The sequence below is a fragment of the Azospirillum sp. 11R-A genome, from assembly GCF_049472615.1.
In the GTDB taxonomy this organism is placed as follows: Bacteria; Pseudomonadota; Alphaproteobacteria; order Azospirillales; family Azospirillaceae; genus Azospirillum; species Azospirillum palustre.
Window position 1 is genome coordinate 22,681 of sequence record NZ_JBCEBL010000033.1, and the last position, 19,402, is coordinate 42,082.

At 61.1% G+C, this 19,402-nt stretch carries 17 protein-coding genes and 4 pseudogenes; 7 read left to right on the forward strand and 14 right to left on the reverse strand.

Annotated features, from left to right (window positions below):
- Positions 1–173: 173 nt before the first annotated feature.
- The 3 genes from VH569_RS30085 to VH569_RS30095 all read right to left on the reverse strand — a co-directional run bounded on the left by VH569_RS30085 (position 174) and on the right by VH569_RS30095 (position 2,229).
- Positions 174–1,178: a trypsin-like serine protease gene (locus tag VH569_RS30085; protein ID WP_423320337.1), complete on the reverse strand. Its 1,005-nt coding sequence runs from the start codon at positions 1,176–1,178 to the stop codon at positions 174–176.
- A gap of 134 nt (positions 1,179–1,312) precedes the next feature.
- Positions 1,313–1,639 carry a hypothetical protein gene (locus tag VH569_RS30090; protein WP_423320338.1) on the reverse strand — a complete coding sequence of 109 codons (327 nt, stop codon included), beginning with the start codon at positions 1,637–1,639 and terminating at the stop codon, positions 1,313–1,315.
- Between the two features lie 5 nt (positions 1,640–1,644).
- Complete coding sequence (locus VH569_RS30095) at positions 1,645–2,229, reverse strand: DUF4167 domain-containing protein (RefSeq protein WP_423320435.1); 585 nt, start codon at positions 2,227–2,229, stop codon at positions 1,645–1,647.
- A gap of 62 nt (positions 2,230–2,291) precedes the next feature.
- Between VH569_RS30095 and VH569_RS30100 the strand changes: the two genes are divergently transcribed.
- Positions 2,292–2,489, forward strand: a complete 198-nt coding sequence (locus VH569_RS30100) for a hypothetical protein (protein ID WP_423320440.1) — start codon at positions 2,292–2,294, stop codon at positions 2,487–2,489.
- 211 nt (positions 2,490–2,700) lie between these two features.
- Here the strand turns inward: VH569_RS30100 and VH569_RS30105 are convergent, their stop codons facing one another.
- On the reverse strand, positions 2,701–3,171 hold the full coding sequence (locus tag VH569_RS30105; protein WP_423320340.1) for a DUF305 domain-containing protein: 471 nt from the start codon (positions 3,169–3,171) through the stop codon (positions 2,701–2,703).
- Between the two features lie 184 nt (positions 3,172–3,355).
- On the opposite strand from VH569_RS30105, the gene VH569_RS30110 reads away from it, so the two are divergent.
- Entirely contained in the window at positions 3,356–4,627 is a 1,272-nt protein-coding gene (locus VH569_RS30110) for a type II restriction endonuclease (RefSeq protein ID WP_423320341.1), read from the forward strand.
- Positions 4,628–4,646: 19 nt separating this feature from the next.
- Here the strand turns inward: VH569_RS30110 and VH569_RS30115 are convergent, their stop codons facing one another.
- Positions 4,647–5,246 carry a hypothetical protein gene (locus VH569_RS30115; RefSeq protein ID WP_423320343.1) on the reverse strand — a complete coding sequence of 200 codons (600 nt, stop codon included), beginning with the start codon at positions 5,244–5,246 and terminating at the stop codon, positions 4,647–4,649.
- A gap of 238 nt (positions 5,247–5,484) precedes the next feature.
- Between VH569_RS30115 and VH569_RS30120 the strand changes: the two genes are divergently transcribed.
- On the forward strand, positions 5,485–5,979 hold the full coding sequence (locus VH569_RS30120) for a Crp/Fnr family transcriptional regulator (protein WP_423320344.1): 495 nt from the start codon (positions 5,485–5,487) through the stop codon (positions 5,977–5,979).
- Between the two features lie 295 nt (positions 5,980–6,274).
- On the opposite strand, the gene VH569_RS30125 is transcribed toward VH569_RS30120, so the two are convergent.
- The 3 genes and pseudogenes from VH569_RS30125 to VH569_RS30135 all read right to left on the reverse strand — a co-directional run.
- Complete coding sequence (locus VH569_RS30125) at positions 6,275–6,574, reverse strand: hypothetical protein (RefSeq protein ID WP_423320346.1); 300 nt, start codon at positions 6,572–6,574, stop codon at positions 6,275–6,277.
- Between the two features lie 281 nt (positions 6,575–6,855).
- Positions 6,856–7,014 (reverse strand): annotated as a pseudogene (locus VH569_RS30130) (ISNCY family transposase); the annotation flags it as partial.
- Positions 7,015–7,066: 52 nt separating this feature from the next.
- Positions 7,067–7,186 (reverse strand): annotated as a pseudogene (locus VH569_RS30135) (IS5/IS1182 family transposase); the annotation flags it as partial.
- A 308-nt stretch (positions 7,187–7,494) separates the two neighbouring features.
- Between VH569_RS30135 and VH569_RS30140 the strand changes: the two are divergent.
- Complete coding sequence (locus VH569_RS30140; RefSeq protein ID WP_423320348.1) at positions 7,495–9,120, forward strand: recombinase family protein; 1,626 nt, start codon at positions 7,495–7,497, stop codon at positions 9,118–9,120.
- Here VH569_RS30140 and VH569_RS30145 read toward each other — a convergent pair.
- Positions 9,040–9,737, reverse strand: a pseudogene (locus VH569_RS30145) (IS5 family transposase); the annotation flags it as partial. The gene VH569_RS30140 and the pseudogene VH569_RS30145 overlap by 81 nt on opposite strands.
- Positions 9,738–9,824: 87 nt before the next feature.
- Here VH569_RS30145 and VH569_RS30150 point away from each other — a divergent pair.
- Together VH569_RS30150 and VH569_RS30155 are read left to right on the forward strand one after the other, a co-directional pair.
- A complete protein-coding gene (locus VH569_RS30150; RefSeq protein ID WP_423320436.1) occupies positions 9,825–10,523 on the forward strand; it encodes a transposase in 699 nt (232 codons plus the stop codon).
- Positions 10,524–10,696: 173 nt separating this feature from the next.
- A pseudogene (locus VH569_RS30155) lies at positions 10,697–10,873 on the forward strand (IS630 family transposase); the annotation flags it as partial.
- 162 nt (positions 10,874–11,035) lie between these two features.
- Here the strand turns inward: VH569_RS30155 and VH569_RS30160 are convergent.
- From VH569_RS30160 to VH569_RS30180, 5 genes are all read right to left on the reverse strand, one after another.
- Positions 11,036–12,385: an ATP-binding protein gene (locus tag VH569_RS30160; RefSeq protein ID WP_423320350.1), complete on the reverse strand. Its 1,350-nt coding sequence runs from the start codon at positions 12,383–12,385 to the stop codon at positions 11,036–11,038.
- Entirely contained in the window at positions 12,385–13,098 is a 714-nt protein-coding gene (locus VH569_RS30165; RefSeq protein WP_423320352.1) for a response regulator, read from the reverse strand. Before VH569_RS30165 ends, VH569_RS30160 begins: the two co-directional genes overlap by 1 nt.
- Before the next feature lie 214 nt (positions 13,099–13,312).
- A complete protein-coding gene (locus VH569_RS30170; RefSeq protein WP_423320354.1) occupies positions 13,313–14,068 on the reverse strand; it encodes a copper resistance protein B in 756 nt (251 codons plus the stop codon).
- Positions 14,069–14,081: 13 nt separating this feature from the next.
- Positions 14,082–15,956 carry a copper resistance system multicopper oxidase gene (locus tag VH569_RS30175; protein ID WP_423320355.1) on the reverse strand — a complete coding sequence of 625 codons (1,875 nt, stop codon included), beginning with the start codon at positions 15,954–15,956 and terminating at the stop codon, positions 14,082–14,084.
- A 10-nt stretch (positions 15,957–15,966) separates the two neighbouring features.
- Positions 15,967–16,533 carry a cupredoxin domain-containing protein gene (locus tag VH569_RS30180; protein WP_423320357.1) on the reverse strand — a complete coding sequence of 189 codons (567 nt, stop codon included), beginning with the start codon at positions 16,531–16,533 and terminating at the stop codon, positions 15,967–15,969.
- 1,258 nt (positions 16,534–17,791) lie between these two features.
- Between VH569_RS30180 and VH569_RS30185 the strand changes: the two genes are divergently transcribed.
- A complete protein-coding gene (locus VH569_RS30185) occupies positions 17,792–19,276 on the forward strand; it encodes a calcium-binding protein (RefSeq protein WP_423320359.1) in 1,485 nt (494 codons plus the stop codon).
- Positions 19,277–19,402 lie beyond the last annotated feature (126 nt).

Here is a 19,402-nt window from a genome sequence, read left to right on the forward strand (position 1 = left end):
CTTCCGCGTTGAACTGGTCGAAGTTGGGAACAGCATGGTTGGCGACGTCGGCGCGCCCCTCCTGCACTCGGACCGTGACATGGCTGTCGTCCATCTCGGCAGGGCCGGGCCCCATACCCGGCAGGCGACGAGGATGTTGTCACCATCGACGTGGCACCGAATTCGAAGGCCGCCTACAGACCATCCTTCCGCTGGGTGGCACGCCTGACCTCGCCGACGCCGACCATGTCGTTTCCTTCCGGAGCTACCGCAAAGGCTGGGGACGCGGGGAGCCAACGGGCTCGTCCGGCGTGCTGCTTATCGAGCACCTCGTCGATCCAGGCCCGATACGTTCCCAGTTTCGTCAGGCCGAAGCGATGAGAGCAAAGCTGTGGGCCGTAGCTCAGGAGGCTGCGGCTCACCAGGGACGAGACGGCAAGTTCGCCCGATGGCAGCGTCAGGAACAACGGCGCGCCGGAGTCACCCTCGCATGCGCCGACCCTCTCGTCGTTTGCGAAGAGTTCCGTCACGGTCCACTCCCAAACCTGGGAGGTCAGCTGCGCTTGGTGCAGATGGCCGGCGCCTACGTTCCGGTCGTGCGATGTACTGCCGTACCCGGCAACCATCGCCCGCCGGTGGTGCCGCCAATAGCCGGACCCTTCGCCGACCGCCACCAGTGGGGCCGGGTGATACGGGGATGGGGCCTCCCCATCGAGAATAGCGATGGCGACGTCACCCCGATCCCACGGCTTGTCGTGCCCTTCGGCCCATGCGGGCGAGGGCTCGAAGTGGGAGGCTGGCAGAGACGGGGCCGTGGCCAGATGACCGGCCGCGTGCGTCGTAAAGACTATCAAGAGCGACCGCCCCGGGGAGGAGCCGCAATGCGCGGCCGTGAGAACCGCCCTCGTCGTCACCAGGGTTCCCGTACAGAGGCGAAAGGTCGTTGGGTCGTATACCGCAACGACGCTGTGCGCGGCTCCGGATCCCTCCGGAGCGTCATTCCCCCCCTCCGCGGCTACGGTGGAGGCCGCACAGGACAGGAGCAGCGGCGCGGACAGCAGAATGGAGGTGAACCTCATGGCGGCCACCCGGAAAGGCGCGCCGCTCGATACGCCAACCGGCACTCCCAACGATATGCCTTCCGCAACCTGACCACCATGGCCATTGTGGGGATCCATCCGATGGCCCGAGAACCTCATCCGCGAGGTGGCTCTGACGACCGTCGGCGCGCTGTGCCGCGCGCCTGGTGCTGAAGGACCTCGCTAACCGGCTCGCCGAAACGACATTCAGCCTCACGGCTGTGGCCTGCCACTGGCCAGCCGTGACCTGCCGATTACCCACGGCGCAGCTCATCAAGGAGATGTTGATACTCACTCGGTGGCAACGCGCGCGGCTCTTCGGCCATATGCCGGAGAGCCGCAAGCCCAGCTTCGGTAAAGCGAGCCCGCAACCAATGACCACCATCGTCCCGCAGCTCCAACAATCCGCGGTCCAGCATTCCTTGAATGACCGACCCGGGCTTGGGCTTTCCTTTGTTCGGTCCGGTGGCCCAGCGCCTCACCAGGATGCCGTTGTCCAGCCTCGGCGCTTGCCCAAAGCGCACCATGAACTCGTTGCGGACCAATGCCCGTTCCCGCGCTGTCAAAGTGGTTTCGCTCATCACCCTCAATCCTCTCCCCGCGATACACGGAACCAATGCTCGGCGTACTGCCGGCACAACTCCGCTTCAACGCGGTCGCCGGCACGTTCGGCATCGAGAGCTCGAGAAAGCCACTGAGCCTGCTTTTGGAACGCCGATCCGCTCATCCTGGCCGCTGCCGGGCGAACTCCGGTCGCGCCGGCGCCAGCAGACCGTGCCTTGCTGAAGCTGGGACGAGGCGCTTGACCAGCGTGGGGATTGATCGGTGACATTTGGCATTTCGATTTTTGTGAGGATCGGAAGGGACGCACGGACGATCCTTGGTCCTCAGCTGAGGGAGGATCATCACCGCCGCAGCACCAGAGTTTACGCTGCGGCCGTTCGCAGACGCGATTGATTTCGTGTTGATCGTCAACCCGATTCAACGCTGATCGCAGGCAGATCGAGTGGATGGGAGCGATGATCGGCTGGGTGGTGGACCGACGTCGATCCGAGGCCTTATGGATCGAGGTTCCGGGGGCATTTCCATGTCCTGTTTTCCGGGGCTTGGCAGCTGCACCAAATCTGCCTTCCAGACGCTCCGCGTTGGTCTCCGGGTCCGTCGTGGTCATGCCTCCCTGCAGATAGGGAAGCTCCCGATTGCCATCACTCTGCTGCAGCGCGATAATCAGGGATGCAGACACGATACCGTATTGGCTGGGATCTCACCGGATGGACGGTGATCGACACGGCTTCCGGGCAACTTGCGGAGCTCAATGGGCTTCCGCTGATCGGACTTCAGCCGGAGGAAGCCGAAGACATAAGCAATGCACTCAATGAAAACTCGGCATCTTCAATGATGCAGTTCGGGCAGTGTTTCCAGCGACATTGATCTCAAGTCCGATCTTTCGTTTTGAGGATGATTGAGCAACGCAGTTCTTTCTGTGTGCCATTCGAAATGGCGGCAGCCATGTTGGCTCCAAGTATCGAGGTGTCAGTAAGCCCGATTGATCGGACCGACGGTGGACGGTGTATTTGAACCGTCCACCTCGGCCGACGCCGGAGACAGCGGTCTCAGCGACAACAGGCCAACGTTGCCGCCATCAGCTCTGGGGCGGCTTGGCCGGATGGCGGGCGAGCCAGCGGTCGAGTTGCCGGATTTCCTTCTCCTGGTCGGTGATCATTTTCCTGGCCATCTTCTGGAGCTCGGGATCGCGCCCGTTCTGAAGTTCGACCCGCGCCATGTCGACAGCCCCCCGGTGATGCTCCCGCATCATGGAGGCGAGTTCGTGATCGGTATCGCCGGTCATCGGCTGCGCCATCATGGACTGCTGCATCTTCTGCATCGACCCCATCATCGCCTGAGAGCCTGGGGAGTTGGACATCGAGCCCCCCTGCATCATGTCCTGATGTGCCTGCGTTCCCTGCTGCATGGCCGTGCCCTGCTGGGCGGGCATGCCGGTCGTCGTCGGTTGACCCGTGGCCTGCTGTGTCGGCGCGCAGGCGGCGGTCAGGGCCGCGGTCAGCACGGCGATCGTCGGAAGAATGGCGGACGTCTTCGGGCGCTGTGGCATGAGAGGTCTCCCAGAGGCAGATGGGGATGCGTAGCAGCACCCTACGAGCAACCGGGGCCGATGCCTCAGCGTTCCCGCCCGATCAGTAATCGGCTCGGATCCCGTCGTCAGGCCTCCCCCTAGTTGCGATGGAGGGAGCGCTGCTTTACTCTGGGTTCACTCACCTCGAGCGAAGGAGCCTTCCTTGTCCGACCCGATGCGCGCGCTGATCCAACGCTGGCGTGAGGATGCCGGTGCGACGTACCGGACCTGGTTTCTTTGGGACGAGCGGGTGAAGAACTTCCGCTCGATCCGCCGCGGCATTCAGCAGGTCGTGAGCGACATTGAGGGTAACACCTTCGGCAACGCCTATCGCGGCTCGTCGCTGGAGACGGTGGTGCACTCGATCGCCGAGCAGCGCCAGATCTTCAAGGGAGCCGACCACGCTTTCCTGTGGAAGCCCAAACTGCGCATCCCGGACATCTATGAGAACCCGGACAACCAGCGCGCCTTCGGGCGGCTGCTCGACGCCTGCATCTGCTGCAACGTCGAGGCGCAAATCCTCGCCGCCATCCGGCAGATCAACGCCAGGCAGATCAAGGGACTTGGGCCGGCGGTGGCGAACCTGCTGTACTTCCTGCACCCGACCCTGGTGCCGCCGTTCAACACGGCCATCGCCAGCGGTTACAACGCTCTAACCGGCGCCAAGGTGAAGCTTGGCCGGTGGGACGAGTTCCTGGCGATGCGTCAGGGCATTCTGGCGCTGAACGCCGAATACCGCGACCTTCTGTCCAACGATCTCGGGGCCATCGGCGGACTGCTGTTCGACGTCGGCTCCGGACGCTACGCCGCGCCGCCGCGCACCAACGATGCCGCCGCCCGCGCCGCGTGGGAAGCCGACCTCGCCAAGGTGCGGGAGGAGAGCGCCAAGGCTTCCAAGGCTGCGGCGGCCGAGCGCGAGGGCGACCGCACGCACACCGAGATTCAAGGATGGCTGCGTGATCTGGGCAAGGCGCTGGGCTATGACGTGTGGATCGCCGCCAATGACCGCAGCCGGGCCTACGACGGCGGCAAGCTCGGTGAGGGCTGCCTTGAGCGACTGCCGGAGGCGATCGAGAAAGCGCCCGGTGCCGATGCCATCCGGCTCATCGACGTCCTGTGGCTCGACCGGGGCAAGGCCCATGTTGCCGCTGCCTTCGAAGTCGAGCACTCGACCTCAATCTACTCGGGCGTCGTCCGCATGCTCGATCTGGCGCTCGGCACCGAGGCACATGCCCTGGAAGGGATGTTCCTGGTGGCGCCGAACGGCCGCGAGGACGAGGTCCGTGCCCAGTTGACCCGACCGGCGTTCAGCCGCGTCGCCGACCTCCAGGTGCGCTACCTGCCATACGGCGAACTCGAGAGCCACCGCGAGCCCATCGCCCGCTTCGGTTCCGGCATGAAGGCCATCAACGCCATCGCCCGCACCCTGGTCTGAACGGATTGCGGTTCTGCCATCAGTGGCTGACCTCACCTCTCGTCGTGGCGAGGTGGTGCATTTGATGGTGGCCGCCCTGGGCCATGATGCCGATGAACCCAAGCCCCCGGATATGGGCCGTCTGCTCGGGTTCTAGAGCGGTGACGGTCAGCACGACGCCGGTCGCTGCCGACACGGCCTTGACTGTCCAGCCGTTCACACCATCGATCTCGTGAGCATGCGCCGGTACCATTCGGCGGATCGCCTCCAGGGTCCGCCCGTCACCGGTGACGGTATAGCTGGCTCCGCCGTCCACCAGCGTCGCAACAGCTTTCGCATTGAGCGTGACTTCATTCATGTCGACGAGGTGATGGCGTAGCGCCTCGATGTCCACCCGGGCCCAATCCGTGGCCGCGTCCTCCTCAAGGATGCGGACGATCTCCTGAATGGTACCGAAGGCTTCGTGGCCGCGCATAGTCAGGACTGCGCTGGGTGGAGACACAGGTGCGTCAGCATGCCGGGCGGCATGATGGGCCGCATGGTCCATCGGCATGGCGGTCTGAGCCGCGGCGCTCCCAAGCCCGACAGCGGTGACGACGGCGAGGGTGATGGCGAAGGTCATTGCGGTGCGGATCGGCATGGGATCCTCCTGGTGGATGAACTCCCTGGTCGGTAGCTGGGCGCCCAGCACCCCGATATGATCGCAGTCATATGGCGGTGGTTTCGCGGCAAGGCGGCTTTGAGAATGCAGGGAGCAAACGCATGGGTCGGGCTCATCGAACCACAGCGGCTCCATCGTCGTCGCCTGAAGCTTGGCGACGCGTTATTCTGGCAAGGGGATTCGACCGTGGCGGTCTTCCCGAGGCCGGGTGCGCCTCGTGCGGCATCTCGAGGGCGGTTCATCGGTGACGCTGCACGTTGCCCGCGCCGACGAGACCTTTGCCGAGGCCACCCTGTGGGCGGAGGCCTACCACTGTGACTGCGTCACCGAGGTACCATCCGAGGTCATGGTGATCCCCAAGCCGGACCTGCTCGTCGCCCTGGAGGGCAACCCCCAAGCCGCGCTTGCCCTGGCGCGTGGGCTTGCCGCTCAGGTCCGCGACCTGCGCAGCCGGCTGGAATTGCGGAATATCCGGTCGGCGTCGGAGCGGGTTATGGCGTGGCTTCGGCTCCAAGTGTCGGGCGCTCCGCCCATGGTGCGGCTCGACCGGCCATGGACGGAGATCGCCGCCGAAAACGGATTGACGCACGAGGCCATCTACCGGGCCTTGGCCGTCTTGGAGCGTACGGGGCGGCTTGTCCGGGAGAATGGGGTGGTGACGCTCTCCGCCGGTCCGGGACCGGCTGGGGAGGTTGCCCCGAAGAAACGATAACGAATCATGTCTCCACCACCTACTTCCCGGCTGGAGGCGTCCGCCTTCACCCGGGTTTCGAAACGCGCTGTCCAGTGTGGTCAGGGTGATGTCCTGCAACTATGACAATACATTCAGCTAAGCGGACGGCCTAACGAGCAAAACGATTGTCCCCCTGCCACTTAAAACAGGGAAGGGCCAGAATTGCGGTAAGCGCCAGAGCCGGGCTAGCTCTGGCGCTTTCTTTCAGGTTTCAAAGGATCCAATCAACACAATACCGAAAACAGACAAGCTATTCACTTCATACGTTATCTGATCATCGGGCATTTGCGGAGAGCCCAAGTTTACCACGCGCGAAATTCAAGTACTGTTGAGCTTTGGCAGATTGTCCCTGGCTGAAAAGCGATTCAGCAACCCTAATATGTTGTTCCGCCACATTTCGCTCGCTGCGGCCGATCCAAGCCGGAGTATTAACCCGCAATGCAGCCTTCGCCTCAGAAAGTTGAGTTGAAAACGAGTCATCGGCGGTATTTTGTACCGATGCTGCGATGCCGACATTCGTTCCGAGAACGAGTGTCGCAAGAATGGTGGCCGCTGCCATCTTTCGGAACATCATGGTCGATTCCACTTCGCGTCTGGTTCTTGCATTTGTTTGTGGCACAGCAGAACCGCTATTGGTCCTGCGCACTACGTTCATATTTAATACGCTTTGATTTCTACAGTAGGACGGCAATGTAACAATTTATTACGGTTACAGACTGCGATTAGAGGACCGCAAATCTTTAGCAACGCAAACTGTTGGGCATACCCCACTTTTATCTGGGCTTCGTCTTGATTCTTAACAATCAATAAAAAGTACTTATGCAGGCCTTTCTCAGCATGCCAAAGGAGTTAAATATCCTGAAAAGGCAGCGCGATCGCCCCTTCCGCCTCGGGGTGGATGGGGCAATGATGACACGAGCCCTGCCGGTTCTCGCACCATTGGATCTTCAGCCGAAGCCGGACTAAGCCGCCTAGCGTCAGCACCGTACGACGGTTGTCGTAGCGCATCGGAATCGAGGCCAGCGGTGGATATGAGCGGCCGGTTCGGGATGCCTAGGGTCTGGACTCATAACCAATATGCGACGGTTGCGGCGATGTGGACGGCGGCCATGAAGTTGGTGGCGGACCGGTCATAACGAGTGGCGATGCGCCGGAAGTCCTTGAGGCGTCCGAACATGCGCTCAATGGGCTGATCGCAAATGACAAATTCTGCCTGTCACGCTCAGGGCGGCTTTCCCTGAGTTGGTGGCGGCTTGCTTTGCGTCTACGGGATTGCACGCAAATGGGCGTGAGCACGGTTCCCGATCTGAACCCAGATCGGGGAGGTACCGATGAAGCGCCATTGGCAGGTTCGCCGCCAGATGCAGGCGAAGACGGATGGGGCCCGGCGATGGGATCGGGCATACATGCTCATCCTGGAGATGACCCTTCAGGCCGTCTCGCCGGCTTCACCGGAAGCGGTCGCCCCCTCCCCACCAGCACAGGAGGGGAACCATGAAGACGGCGATCTATGTGCGGGTTTCGACCTCACGGCAAGCCCAAGCCCAGACCATCGAGCAGCAACTCCATCGCCTTCGCACCCATATGCAGGAGCAAGGCGAGGACATCGTCAGCGACACCATCTTCCGCGATGACGGCTATAGCGGGGCGACGCTGAACCGGCCGGGCTTGGATCGGTTGCGCGATGCGGTACGGGCTGGTGCGGTCGGGCGGGTGTTGGTGACGGACCCCGACCGTCTGGCCCGTAACTACGTGCAACTGATGGTTTTGTTGGAGGAACTGGAGCACCATGGCTGCCAGGTCGAGTTTCTAGACCGGCCAATGGGACGCGATCCACAGGATCAGCTTCTGTTGCAGATCCGGGGCGCCGTGGCGGAGTACGAGCGTACCTTGATTGCCGAACGCATGCGACGGGGACGCCAGATGAAGCTGCGCGCCGGATGTCTGTTGCCCTGGACCAGAGCTCCTTACGGCTACCGCCTGGACCCGGATCGTCCGCGCGATCCGGTCGGTGTTACGGTCGATCCAGCGGAGGCGGCCGTCATCCGTGAGGTGTTCGCCCGTTTCATTGAGGACCACAGCAGCTTGTTCAGCTTGGCCAAGTACTTGCGCGCCCTGGGCATCTCCTCGCCGACTGGCCGGCCGCATTGGTCCCCAACCACCCTGCGCGGCATTCTGACCAACCCCAGCTACACCGGCCAAGTCTTCGCCGGGCGGTGGCGCAGCCGTCCACCCCGCAGCCGTCGGTCGGCCACTCACCCCATCGGCCGCCCGTCGGACTCGTCGATCCCGACGCCAGCAGAACAGTGGATGCCAGTGGCGAACATCCCGGCTTTGATCAGTGAGGAACAGTTCAAGCAGGCGCGGGACAAACTTGATCAAAATCAAGCGTTTGCACGACGTCATAACACCCGACATGAGTATCTGCTGCGAGCGTTGGTAAGCTGTGGCGTCTGTCAGTCAGGGTGTGTGTGCCGCACCGTTCACCCAGGATACAATTACTATGTCTGCCGCGGCAAAGGCGATGTGATTACCAGCCGGCGAGAAACCTCTTGTTCAGCACGCTACGCTCCGGCTCAGCAGCTTGATGATTTGGTTTGGAAGGATCTCTGTGCACTCCTTACCGCCCCTGAGCAGATTGCCCAAGCCCTCAGCCGGGCGCATGGCGGAGGCTGGCTGCCCCAGGAGCTGCAAGCCCGACGCGAACAGCTACGTAAAGGTCAGTGTGGGCTTGAGCAGCAGATGGAGCGCCTGACGGACGCGTATCTGCTCGGCGTGATCCCTCTGCCGGAATATCAACGCCGGCGTCAGGTGGCGGATGAGCGGATGCAAGGTTTGCGCACCCAAGCAGAACAGTTGGACGCTCAGGCCGGCCGGCACATGAAGCTCGCTGGCTGGGCCGCATCGGCAGCTGATTTCTGCCAGCGGATGCAGTCGGGTTTGGCTGACGCTGACTTCGCGCGGCGGCGCCAACTCGTGGAGTTGCTGATCGATCGCATCGTCGTTACCGGATGTGAGGTGGAAATCCGCTACGTCATCCCGCTCAGCCCGGACGGCGAGCGAGGGCGTTTTTGTCATTTGCGGAAGGACTATTTCGATGACGTTGCGGTTCCGGTATAGGTAGGGTGAGAAGCAGTTTTTCCAGCGCTTGTTAGCGCGTGGCGGGATGTTTGGCGCGGCTCCGGCCTCTTCGATCTTCCGGCGGACAGCGGCACTGTCGTAGCCCTTGTCGCCGTGTAGAAGATCGGTGGCGGGCATCCGGTCGAGCAGACGGTCGGCGGCGGTGCAGTCGGCGACCTGACCGCCGGTCAGCAGGAAGGCAAGCGGCCGACCGCGCGGATCGCTCAGGGCATGGATTTTGGTGGTTCGTCCGCCACGGGACCGTCCGATGGCCTGGGCGCGCTCCCCCCTTTGCCGCCGCTCGCCGAACGATGGGCACGCACCGCTGTGGAGTCGATCATCACCTGGGCCGGTGGGCCACCCGCCGCCGCCAAGGCATGGAAGAGGTCTTCCCAGACGCCCTTGGCCGCCCAGCGGACGAAGCGGTTGTAGAGCGTCTTGCGGGGGCCGTAGACCGGTGGAGCATCCGCCCAGCGCCCGCCCGACTTCAGCACATGGACGATCCCGCTGATCACACGGCGATCATCCACGCGCGGCTTGCCACGGGTGTCGCGCGGAAGGTGCGGCTCCAGCCGCCCAAACTGCTCCACCGTCAACCAGAACTGACCGTCGCTCATCGCAAAGCCCCTTTCCAGGGCGTTGAATCACAACAACTCCCTGCGGGAAAGGCTCTTTATGGGTCTGGACCCTAACAGACTGTCGGCCTGTCGGTACACGTGTTCGATCCGGCTCGCGTACGCTATTTCGCCAGGGCCACAGGTCAGCGAGCCAAGAACGACACGATCGACGCCGCGTTGATTGCTGAGTTCACCGCCTCCCAGGTGGCTCTTGCCACCACGCCACCCGACCCGACCCGTGAAGAACTGGCGGACTTGGTCAAGGCCCGACGCCTGCTGGTCGACAAGCGCGTCGATCTGCGTCACGCTTCGGCCGGCGCGCCGGCGATCGCGCAGGCAGTGTTGGAAGAGGCCGTCGAGGGGCTGACGGCGGCGATTGCGACGCTGGAAGCCGAGATCCACAGCCGGGTCGAGGCCCAGCCGGAACTGGCTGACCGAGTGGCTGCGCTCCAGACCGCGCCCGGCGTCGGGCCGGTCGTGGCCACCACACTCGCGATCCTACTCCCGGAGTTGGGGAAGACAACCGGAGAACGCATGTCCGCCTTGGTCGGTGTTACTCCCTTCGATTATGACAGCGGCAAATCGCGCGGCAAGCGTCACATCGCCGGCGGACGTGCCGCCGTTCGGCACGCCCTCTACATTGCGGCCGAAGTCGCCGCGACCCACAGCAAGGGCGCAATCGTCGACGTCCACTTACAGTTGAAATGGCGCGGCAAGCCGTCGAGGGTGACGCTGACTGCCTGCATGCGCAAACTGATCGTGCGCCTCAACATCATGCTTGCCTAAGGTCAGACTTGGGAGGCCCACCCCACCTGACGACGCCGACCGAACGCCAAGCACACCGAACCGCGGGCGCGAACCGGTCAAGGCCGAAACCGCCCGAAGGGCGGGCGCGCCTCGGCGCGCGCCTTGACAGGGAGCACACACGGTTCATTGCCTCCGTCAAAGAAGACGGTTGCTACAGCCCCGATCTCAATCCCATCGAGATGGCTTTCGCCAAGCTCAAGGCTCATCCCCGCCGCATCAGCGCCCGTACCATTGAGGAGTTGTAGAGGGCTGTCGGTTCCATCTGCGACCTCTACACACCCGAGGAGTGCTGGAACTACCGCAACCACACAGGATATGCGTCAGATTAAACGCTTGAAACTCTAATCTAAGGCCAATCGGACACTGATACCGTCAATTGAACATTTCATTACCGACAAGCCACAGTGAAGCCTTCTCTTCAGGTTGTGGGCACAGAGACAAAAAATACTTTGAAGGATTGATTCGCCTTTTAGGCGTTGCGCTGCTCAAGATCAGCATTCTATACATGGCAACAACACGGTCACGCGCAATCCGCCCTCCGCGCGATTGCTGAGTACAATATCTCCCCCATGTGAACGGATCGCTGAACGTGCAATGGTCAATCCCAGGCCATATCCTCCTGTTTCACGGCTGCGCGACCGCTCAACACGATAGAACGGCTGAAATACTCTATCCAACTCAGCTTCTGGGATGCCTGGGCCATGGTCGATGATCTCCACTTGGACATTCCCGGCGGTCACGCTCGCGCAAACCTGAGCTCCATTGCCGTACTTGATGGCATTGTCGATAAGGTTCATGAATGCACGCCTGAGCGTTACCGGTCTGCAATTCACCGTGAGATGACTTACGCCGACATAGTGTGCATCACCGCCTGCATCATTCAGGACGTCGCATATCGTTGCTAGGGTAACTGCCAAGTCAGTGAGCGCGGTGTCTTCCTGCTTGTTATCGTCACGCAGGAACGACAAAACCGCTTTTATCATCTCTTCCATGTCCGCGATGTCTGACAGCATCTTTTCATGCTGATCATCGTCTTCGATGTATTCGGCTCGAAGGCGCAATACCGTCAGCGGAGTACGAAGATCGTGGGAAAGAGCAACGAACATTTGTGTTCGATCAGACAATAGGCGTTCGATACGCCGCTGCATTTCATTGAATGCGCGTGCAGCCTGACGTACCTCGCTTGGTCCGACTTCCGGTAGAGGTGGCGCAGCAACATCGACGCCAAGGCGCTCAGCCGCTCGGGCCATCGTTTGTAGCGGAGATGTCGAATACCGGATCAGAATGATTGATAGGATGAGAGCGGCAAACGCCATCAAGCCCGTCGAGAGGAGCAGACTGTGCGGTGTGGCAGGCGTCGGCTCAACCAGCACACATTTCAAATTCAGCCAGTCGCCGTCAGGCAATTGAGCTGAAACGAGCACGAAATGAATGGCTTGGTTTGCGTGCTTGGCACCTTCGGCCACCTCCGCAAATACCAGCCGCAAGGGGAGCTCGGGTTGATCGGGGAGCGCTCGGCGCAGTGCGTCGCGTAAGGACCCGAGGTGCTCATCGACGTAATTCTCCTCAGAAACAAGAGGCACCCTGCTCCAGTGCACGTCGAGCCAAGCTCCGGACAGGAGTTGCGCCGTCCGCTCGCGTTCCTCCAGGGTTGCCTTCTGGACTGCCGAACGTGCCGCGACAATTCTCTCGACCATTTCGTGTTCGACGGAACTGTCGAATTGATCGATGAGATCCATACGGTAGGCTCCCAGACTGGCAAAGTGTGAGAGCATCAGCCCGACCAGCATGACCGCTATGGTTCGTGCCGCGGTGCTATCGGGAAGCAGGCGCAGGTTCATCAATGGCGTTCCACCGGAATCACAAACACATAGCCTGCACCGCGCACGGTTTTGATCATGCTGTGTTCCGGGTCATTATCGATTTTCCGCCGCAATCTGCTGACCTGGACGTCGATTGTGCGATCGAATGCCAATGCTGTGCGGTTGCGCGTGATGTCGAGGAGATGATCACGGCTCAGAACGCGTTGGGGGCTTTCGACAAACGCCGCCAGCAAGTCATACTCGCCACCGGTCAATTCAACCAGCGCCCCGTCAGGTGAATGCAATTCACGGCGCACGAGATCAATAGTCCAACCGGCGAAACGCAAGATGCGGCCACCACTGTGTGAGGCGTCGAATGCCTCCCCAGAAGCGTTTGTCCTACGCAAGACCGCCCGAATACGAGCGAGCAGTTCACGTGGATTGAACGGCTTGGTGACATAGTCGTCCGCTCCAATTTCCAACCCGACGATCCGGTCAGTTTCTTCAGCCATTGCTGTCAACATGATGATCGGAATTGCCGAAGTCGAACGCAGTTCACGGCACAGTTTCAGTCCGTCATCTCCTGGCAGCATCAGGTCGAGCACGAGCAAATCGACTAAGGAGCCGCAGATACACTCGCGCAACTCATAACCATCGCGGGCGGTGGTGACCTTGTACCCCTGCTTGCGAAGAAAGCGGCCCAACAGGTCGCGGATCTCCTGATTGTCGTCAACAATCAACACATGCTGCATGCTCGTGAGACCTGGCTTGACCCTGATGCCCGAGGAGGACGACCCAGCCGAGCGAGAGCCGGAAATCGGTGGGTCGATCGTCCATTCTGTACCAAGACATCGGGTGTGCTGAGGGCATGAGGTGGTGGGCCGTCACCTGATCACCCTCATTCTGACGATGTTGAGGCCGCCGTGAAGAAGGGGCCGATCACCTCAGCGATCGACCCCTTCGGGATTAAAACCAAAAGCGGACGCCAGCTAGGAAAGCCAAGTCACTTGGATCTTCCCCGTGTCGACGAGCGATATTGGCAGTTTCGCCGAGCTTGCGCTCCCAGCTGACACCCACGTATGGAGCGAACTCCTTGACAACCTCATAGCGAAGCCGAAGGCCGAGCTCAATGTTGTTGATGCCTCGGCCCAGGTCCAACTCCCGCACGCGTTGTGCGGAGAGGTTGATCTCGGCCAGTGGCTGCAGGATCAGCTTTTGCGTGATAAGGACATCGTACTCGGCCTCGATCCGGCCGCTCAGATTACCCTCATCGCTAAGAAATGCCTGAGCAGTCACATCGAAGTAGTAAGGCGCAATTCCCTTGACGCCAGCCACAGCATAGGTGGTCTGTGGTTGCGGGCGGACGTCATAGCGAATGCCGGCTTGAACATCCCAGAACTCTGAAACCATACGGCTATAGAGAAACTGGAACTCCGCCTTCTCGACACCGCCTTCGACGGGCTTGCTTCCCCGGGCGTTCACCCAGAATTTATGTGTGTCACCGCCGATCCAGCCGCGTGATTCCCAATCGACAGAGTTCTCACCATCCCTCCAGCGATGTTCGAGCTGGTCGACAAGCAGCGTCGCCAGGACAGGAGGTTCCTCGTGGAACTGCTGAGCCTCATGCTCCTCACCCGCGCGGGCAGGGCCGGAGAGGCTTGCCAATGTGAGCATGCCGGCGAGGAGCACGGCCTTATGCTGGCCAGCTTTTATCAGTCGCATCTGGTGCTCCGGATCAAAGGCTTGCTGAACGGCGCTCGACGATGAACCGCGTCATCATGCCGGAGGCCATGTGGTAGAGCAGGTGGCAGTGGAAGGGCCATTCACCCGGTTCGTCAGCTGTCAGTTGGACACTGACCGTCTTGCCTGGCGGCACCAGGACGACGTGCTTTCTGGGCAGCCGACCCGCCTGTCCGTTCTCGAGCTCCATGAACATCCCGTGCAAATGCATGGGGTGCGCCATCATGGTCTCGTTCACGAAGCGGATGCGCACACGGTCCCCATAACCGACCCGGATCGGCTCTCCTTCGTCGAACTTGTTTCCATTCAGGGTCCAGATGTAGCGTGACATCATCCCACTGAGGCGAACCTCGATCTCGTGGGTCGGCTCGCGGACATCCTTCGCTTTTGTCAGCGATTTCAGGTCGGCATAGGAAAGGGCTTTTGCGCCCGGCGGAGTGCCTGCGTCGGCCCACCCCATCGCCTGGTCGTTGCTTGACGCAGCAGCCTTGGCCATGCCCTCCATAGAGCCGTTGTTCATGCCTGGCATGTTGCTGTGATCCATGCCGGGCATCGCGCCGGCTCCCATGCCAGCCATCTTGCTGTGGTCCATACCCGGCATGTTGCTGTGATCCATGCCGGGCATCGCGCCGGCTCCCATGCCGGCCATCTTGCTGTGATCCATACCCGGCATGTTGCTATGGTCCATGCCAGGCATCGCGCCGGCTCCCATGCCGGCCATCTTGCTGTGGTCCATACCCGCCATGGCTCCATGATCCATGCCTTCATGGGACATGCCCATGTCGGCCATCGTGAGAATGGCACGCGGGCGGCGTTCGGGGATCTCGCCCTCCAACCCATCGCGGACTGCCAGCGTCGCTCGGGCATATCCGGTGCGATCGATCGGCTCGGCAAAGAAGGTGAAGGGTTTGTCGCCTTGAGGAAGCACAATGACGTCGTAGGTTTCACCGACGCCGAACCGGAACTCGTCAACCTTGACCGGCGCCACGTTCTGTCCATCGGCGGCCACCACGGTCATAGGAAGGCCAGGGATGCGGACATCAAAGATCGTCATGGCGGAACCATTGATGATCCGTAGCCGCACTCGCTCGCCCGGCTTGTAAATGGCAGTCCAGTTGTCCTTGGCACCTTTGCCATTGACCAGGAAGTGGTAGCCGGTAACGTCTGCAAGGTCCGTAGCGTCCATCCGCATCTCGGCCCAATCCAGACGGTCCCGCACTGTGGTGCTCCAGCCATCGCGCTGAGCATCCCGGAAGAAATCAACCAGTGTCCGCTTCTTATTGTTGTAGTATCCTTCGCTGACCTTGAGATTTCGGAGAACCGAGTTGGGCGACTCGATCGTGTGATCGGAAAGCAGAACGACGTATTCACGATCAGCACGAACCGGATCACGTTCCGCCGGCTCGATCACGATGGCGCCGTACATTCCTTCCTGCTCCTGCCCAGCGGAATGGCTGTGGTACCAGTAAGTTCCCGCCTGCCGAAGTTTGAAATGGTAGGTGTAGGTTTCACCCGGCCGGATGGGCACGAAGCCGTTAAAGCCGGGAGCGCCGTCCATGACACCCTGCAGCAACAGGCCATGCCAGTGGATCGAGGTCGGCTCATTCAGCCGGTTGGTCACACGGATCACGACCTCCTGGCCTTCGCGCAGCCGGAGGGTGGGGGCCGGGATCGAGCCGCCGATAGCAATGGCATTGCTTGTCACGCCGTCGACGGTGATACGGGTGCGCTCGACCGCGAGGTCGAGCGTCTGGTCCGCAGCTGCGAAGGAGTGACGACCTGGATACGCCGTCACGACGCCGGCCATGCCGGCCATGGCGGCGAGCTTGAGCGCGTCGCGGCGTGTGAAGAAGTTCGACGTGCGGTCCATGCGGCCGTCCTCAGCGCGTGAAAGCGATCTTGCCGACCATACCGGACTCATAGTGCCCCGGCATGTTGCAGGCGAATTCCAGTGCGGTGTCCTTGGTGAACTTCCAGGTCAGTTCCTTGGTCTCTCCAGGGCCGACCAGCGCGCTGTTGGGATCGTCGTGCTTCATCTCCGCCATGCCCATCTTGGAGTGGTCCATGCCGCTCATGTTCTTGTTGATGCCCGTCGCGGTCAGCATCCCATGCTCCATCATCATGGCCATTTCCTTCTGATGGGCAGCGTGCATGTCGGCGGTACCGATGTTGAACTCGTGCAAGAACTCTCCTTTGTTCTTGAGGACAAAGCGGACCGTCTCTCCCGCCTTCACCTGGACCGATTCGGGTTTGTAGTAATTGTCGCCCAACTCGACCTGAACGGTACGCTTGGCCGCCGAAGCTTTGGCGGGCTCGCCAATTGCCGCGGTGGCGTGACCATGTCCCGGCTCGCCAGCCCCGGCGAACGCCGTGCCAATCAGCGACAGGAAGGTGGCGCCGGTCAGCAGGGCGGCGGCGGTGTTCAGGGTACGGGTGTGCAGACGCATTATAAGTTCCTTAAGTTTCGGCTCGCAAAGCGGCCAAGAGAGTTGTGATCGAGGTTGCGGCCGCGGCCGGTCAAACTGGACACAAGTGAGAAGGAGGAAGACAACGGGTGTGCTCGGGGAATCCCGAGTTCACGCGCGAGCGTCAGAGTGTGTGGATGTCGAAGGAGCAAGCGCTCGATCGGTTAGGCGTACGCCGGATGACAGCAACGAAGAGGTGGTCGCCAATTCCAAGCCCGGGGCTCGGTCGCCAGCTGCGATGCGGTCCATACCGGAGCGCTTGCGCGGAAGTGACGCTGGTCCGCAGTCAGACCGAGCGCCTTGGAGGGCGTAGCCAGGGACATACGGAACGATCCCGGAGGAGGTCGTTCAGGACAGTCGATGTGCGAAGGGACGTCACTCCCATCGGGACCATCAACGGGGCCACGGGCTCTATAGCCGTGCCTCCGCAGGCCGTCAGGCAGCGCCCTTGCTGAGAATGCGCAATATCATCGGCATCATCTCCGTCAGGTTGTCCAGACTGGTTGTGATGGGCGTCGAGAGCCATGGTGAGCGCTGCGTCATCGCAACCAGACGTCCAATCGTCGGCGGTACTGGTCCATTCAGCCTTGGGCAGTGCCTGTTTGGCGGCGGCTGGGGTGGCGATAGCCCCCCACATCAGGAGGAGACTGGCCAGCACAATCGCTATGAGGCGTGTGAGGCAGGTGTCCACGTTTCCCTTCCACCAACAGTAGAGCCCAAGGCCGATTTCTGCGATCATATGTCACATGGATTGGGGGCAGCAAGCGGACTCACGTTGCAAAGTGTTACAGCGAACCACGACCGAATGACACGCCGCGCAGCTCCATCTGGCGTGAAAAAGGCACATCGGCGGCAAAGCTGTCCAGATGTGTTGCCGAAGCAGGGGATGACGCTGTTGCCTGGCTACCGCTGTAACAGTCAGGGAGGTTCCAAGTTCTGCAATGCCAAATCGGCCAGCAAGCATGGCCAATTACTCGTGCAAACGTATTAGGTTTTTTGCACAGCATTGCCGACTTCTGCAGTTATGTTTGTGCCTCAAGCAAGCGAAGCCCGCCTTTCTGTTAAAACGTTAGCCGCATGCACTTCATCTGTATAGCAGAAGATATTTTCCTTTTGACATGAAGCCGATCGTGAAACAGGGCATCTCCTTTGTTACAAAGAGTAACAAGTCCTCCCGCCGTCGGGATCAAGTGAGACTGCGCATGTTTTGCAGGTTCACACACAGACGCAGGAGGCCGACGTGCCCGACGAGTGGACGCCTGAAGGCCATGGCAGCACTGCTGCAAACAGTGAGCTTGCCGCGAAATACCTCCAACTCAGCGGCTTGACATTCGACTTTGCTTCCGGTGACCAAGATGTCAATTATCGCATTGCAATTGGAGAGGACGGACCGACCACGATCAGGGGCGATGAGGATCGTGATTATTTGTGGGGGTTGGCGGGCTCCGACCGACTGCTTGGTGGCGCCGGCGACGACGTTCTGCATGCCGACCGTGGGGATGATGTCCTCTTTGGCGGTATGGGATCAGATGCCTTGGACGGCGGTCGCGGAGACGATAGCTTGTACGGCGGCGCTGGAGCCGACAATCTGATCGGGGGAGACGGAAACGACCTTCTTGACGAAGGGCCAGGACACAGCATGGTCACAGGGGGGATGGGCAATGACACTCTTATTGGCGGTGCCGGCCCCGACGCTTTCGCCATGGACCGAACCAGCGGTGACGATGTAATCCGCGATTTCACCGCCGGCCCCGGAATGTTCGATCATCTTGCTCTTCGTGATCTGCGATGGGACGATCTGACCATCGAGGGCGTCGATGGCGGCGTCCTTGTCCGCTGGGAAGGCGGTTCTGTTCTGCTGGAGGGCGTTCAGCGTTCTCAGCTGGCGCAGGACGACTTCATGTTCGCTGACGCGCCCGACTTGCCACCTGGTGCCAGGAAGCCGGATGACCCTGGCGAGGGGCGCATCGTGACAACTGCCTTTCCTGAAGCCGGAAAGGGGGCGTGGATCGGTGGTGAGTTCGATCGAGCCGCGGATAAAGCTCTGAAGGACGGCAGCGTGTCCTTTGATTTCCATGGCGATACCACATACCGGCTGATCGCCGGGCGCCCGACGGACGATGATCGCGGTGGTGGCGAGACCTCAGATCATATCTTTGGCCGGAACGGCGACGATCGGTACATCGGGTATGGCGGTGATGACGACCTGAACGGAGATGCCGGAAACGACCGGCTGGATGGTGGTGCGGGCATGGACCGCCTCGACGGAGGTGTGGGGAACGACACGCTGTTCGGTGGCAACGAAATGGACGAGCTGATTGGTGGGAGCGGCAAAGACTACCTGGATGAGGGGGCAGGGCACGGTATGCTAAACGGCGGTATGGGCGACGACTATCTGGTAGGTGGCCCCGGAGCTGACGCGTTCATGGTGATGGCCGACAGCGGCAATGATGTCGTGGCCGATTTTGAGGCTGGCGGCGCCGCGCAGGGTGCTTTCGATCACATCGCATTCCAAGACATCATGCCCAACCAGGTGAGCGTGGCTGAACGAGAGGACGGTACTCTGGTTAATTGGAGCGTCGACAACTCTCCAGGGCCTGACGGCTCGGTCCTTCTCCTCGGGGTGGCCGCAGGGGACCTCCGCCAAAGCGACTTCATGTTTGGTGAGGCACCCGGGTTCGTAAATGGCGTCAGCGATGCAGGATCCTGGTACATTTTCTCCTGAGACACCCTGAAGCTTATCCAGGCGCTGTGCACATTGCGCGGCGCTGCCTTCCGGGGCTCGTTATGCATGCCAAGTTGTTGCTGTCATCCGTTTCCGGCGGAAGTCCAGGCAGCCAAGCCCTGTCGG

What these genes read in the sequence shown, in the direction of transcription:
- VH569_RS30165 (WP_423320352.1), bottom strand. Translation starts at nt 13,098, where the DNA reads ATGCAGCATGTGTTGATTGTTGACGACAATCAGGAGATCCGCGACCTG.
- VH569_RS30085 (WP_423320337.1), bottom strand. Translation starts at nt 1,178, where the DNA reads ATGAGGTTCTCGGGCCATCGGATGGATCCCCACAATGGCCATGGTGGT.
- VH569_RS30175 (WP_423320355.1), bottom strand. Translation starts at nt 15,956, where the DNA reads ATGGACCGCACGTCGAACTTCTTCACACGCCGCGACGCGCTCAAGCTC.
- VH569_RS30115 (WP_423320343.1), bottom strand. Translation starts at nt 5,246, where the DNA reads ATGCCGATCCGCACCGCAATGACCTTCGCCATCACCCTCGCCGTCGTC.
- VH569_RS30100 (WP_423320440.1), top strand. Translation starts at nt 2,292, where the DNA reads ATGCAGACACGATACCGTATTGGCTGGGATCTCACCGGATGGACGGTG.
- VH569_RS30095 (WP_423320435.1), bottom strand. Translation starts at nt 2,229, where the DNA reads ATGACCACGACGGACCCGGAGACCAACGCGGAGCGTCTGGAAGGCAGA.
- VH569_RS30105 (WP_423320340.1), bottom strand. Translation starts at nt 3,171, where the DNA reads ATGCCACAGCGCCCGAAGACGTCCGCCATTCTTCCGACGATCGCCGTG.
- VH569_RS30170 (WP_423320354.1), bottom strand. Translation starts at nt 14,068, where the DNA reads ATGCGACTGATAAAAGCTGGCCAGCATAAGGCCGTGCTCCTCGCCGGC.
- VH569_RS30160 (WP_423320350.1), bottom strand. Translation starts at nt 12,385, where the DNA reads ATGAACCTGCGCCTGCTTCCCGATAGCACCGCGGCACGAACCATAGCG.
- VH569_RS30140 (WP_423320348.1), top strand. Translation starts at nt 7,495, where the DNA reads ATGAAGACGGCGATCTATGTGCGGGTTTCGACCTCACGGCAAGCCCAA.
- VH569_RS30090 (WP_423320338.1), bottom strand. Translation starts at nt 1,639, where the DNA reads ATGAGCGAAACCACTTTGACAGCGCGGGAACGGGCATTGGTCCGCAAC.
- VH569_RS30180 (WP_423320357.1), bottom strand. Translation starts at nt 16,533, where the DNA reads ATGCGTCTGCACACCCGTACCCTGAACACCGCCGCCGCCCTGCTGACC.
- VH569_RS30125 (WP_423320346.1), bottom strand. Translation starts at nt 6,574, where the DNA reads ATGATGTTCCGAAAGATGGCAGCGGCCACCATTCTTGCGACACTCGTT.